The 1,175-nt window shown below is 72.9% G+C and carries 1 protein-coding gene; it reads right to left on the bottom strand.

Annotated elements, in window-relative coordinates:
• Positions 1-17: 17 nt before the first annotated feature.
• Entirely contained in the window at positions 18-1,052 is a 1,035-nt protein-coding gene (locus QUW25_RS09960; protein WP_289512064.1) for an IS1595 family transposase, read from the bottom strand.
• Positions 1,053-1,175 lie beyond the last annotated feature (123 nt).

Raw genomic sequence — 1,175 nt, 5'->3', positions numbered from 1 at the left:
TTTTGCCCAAACCTCTGTTAGACCACCGTGGATATGGATGGGCGCCGCGCATCCCAGTACCCCCAGAACGGCTGGGGCTCGTCCTCGAGGTCGCGCCTCCTCGACTCGTAGCGCCCGTTGGCGACGTGGGCGCGCAGCATGCCCTCCCTCGTCGCGTCGGAGCGCCTCGCCTGCTCCTCCCAGCGGAACCACCAGAGGTAGCGCTGGAGACGCCGCGTCGCCACGCCGCGGAAGCGCCAGAGGAACCCGCGCAGCCGCTCGTGCAGGGCGTTGACCATGCCAAGCTCGTCCTCCCCGGCCTCCCCGGAGCCGTAGCGGTTGTGCGCCGCCGCGCCCGCCTCGGCGAGCGGCGCCGCGTAGGCGGCCAGGGCGTCGGTGGAGACCGAGGAGCCCGAGACGTCCGCGGGGGCGATCCCGGACCTCACCTCGTCGGCCGTGGGCCGCCCGCGGCCGACGGCCTCGGCCGTGCAGTCGCCGAGGTCGTTCACCACCGTGACGACCGCGACCTTGAGCGAGGATATGCCGTGGGCGCGCACGCCGTGGCCGTTGCGGTGGGGCTCGCGCGGCATCGCCACCCGCGCCCTGTCGCGGTTGCCCGAGAGGGACTCGTTGAGGTAGAGCTCGTCGGCCTGCGCGGAGACGCCCTCGCCGTGCCGCATGGGCTGCAGCTGCGAGCGCATCACCTCGAGGACGCGCATCCGCATGAACCAGCTGGTCTTCAGGCACACCCCGCAGCGCGAGGCGAGCGCCCGCAGGCTCTCGCCGGCGACCATGCCCTCCACGTAGGAGGACCAGGTCGCGGCGCCGAGCCTCGAGAGCGAGAGCACCCGGCCCGTCGCCGCGGTGAACGTGCGGCCGCAGCCCCGGCAGGCCCAGCGCTGGGCGCCCGAGGACGTCCTGCCGCGCCTCGCGACCGCCGCGCATCCGCAGCGCGGGCACCGCGCGGGCTCCGCGCCCCCGGAGCCGAGCGCCCCGAGGACCGCCGCCTTCAGGTCCGAGATCAGCCTCTCCATGCCGTCCACGCCGAGCGAGACGGCCCCCTGCAGTATCATGTCGTACACGCGGGCCCCTTCCGTGACGGGTTATGTCTGGCGACTCCCATCATAGAGGGGCCCGCGGACACATTCGGGGCCTCGCGATATCCACGGTGGTCTAACAGAGGTTTGCCCAAAACC

It is taken from the genome of Thermophilibacter provencensis, assembly GCF_030372065.1.
Lineage (GTDB): Bacteria > Actinomycetota > Coriobacteriia > Coriobacteriales > Atopobiaceae > Thermophilibacter > Thermophilibacter provencensis_A.
Note: the sequence above shows the minus strand (reverse complement) of the source record. Positions and strands in the feature narration are given on the sequence as shown.

Coding starts and splice junctions, on each gene's coding strand:
- QUW25_RS09960 (WP_289512064.1), bottom strand. CDS start 1,052: ATGATACTGCAGGGGGCCGTCTCGCTCGGCGTGGACGGCATGGAGAGG.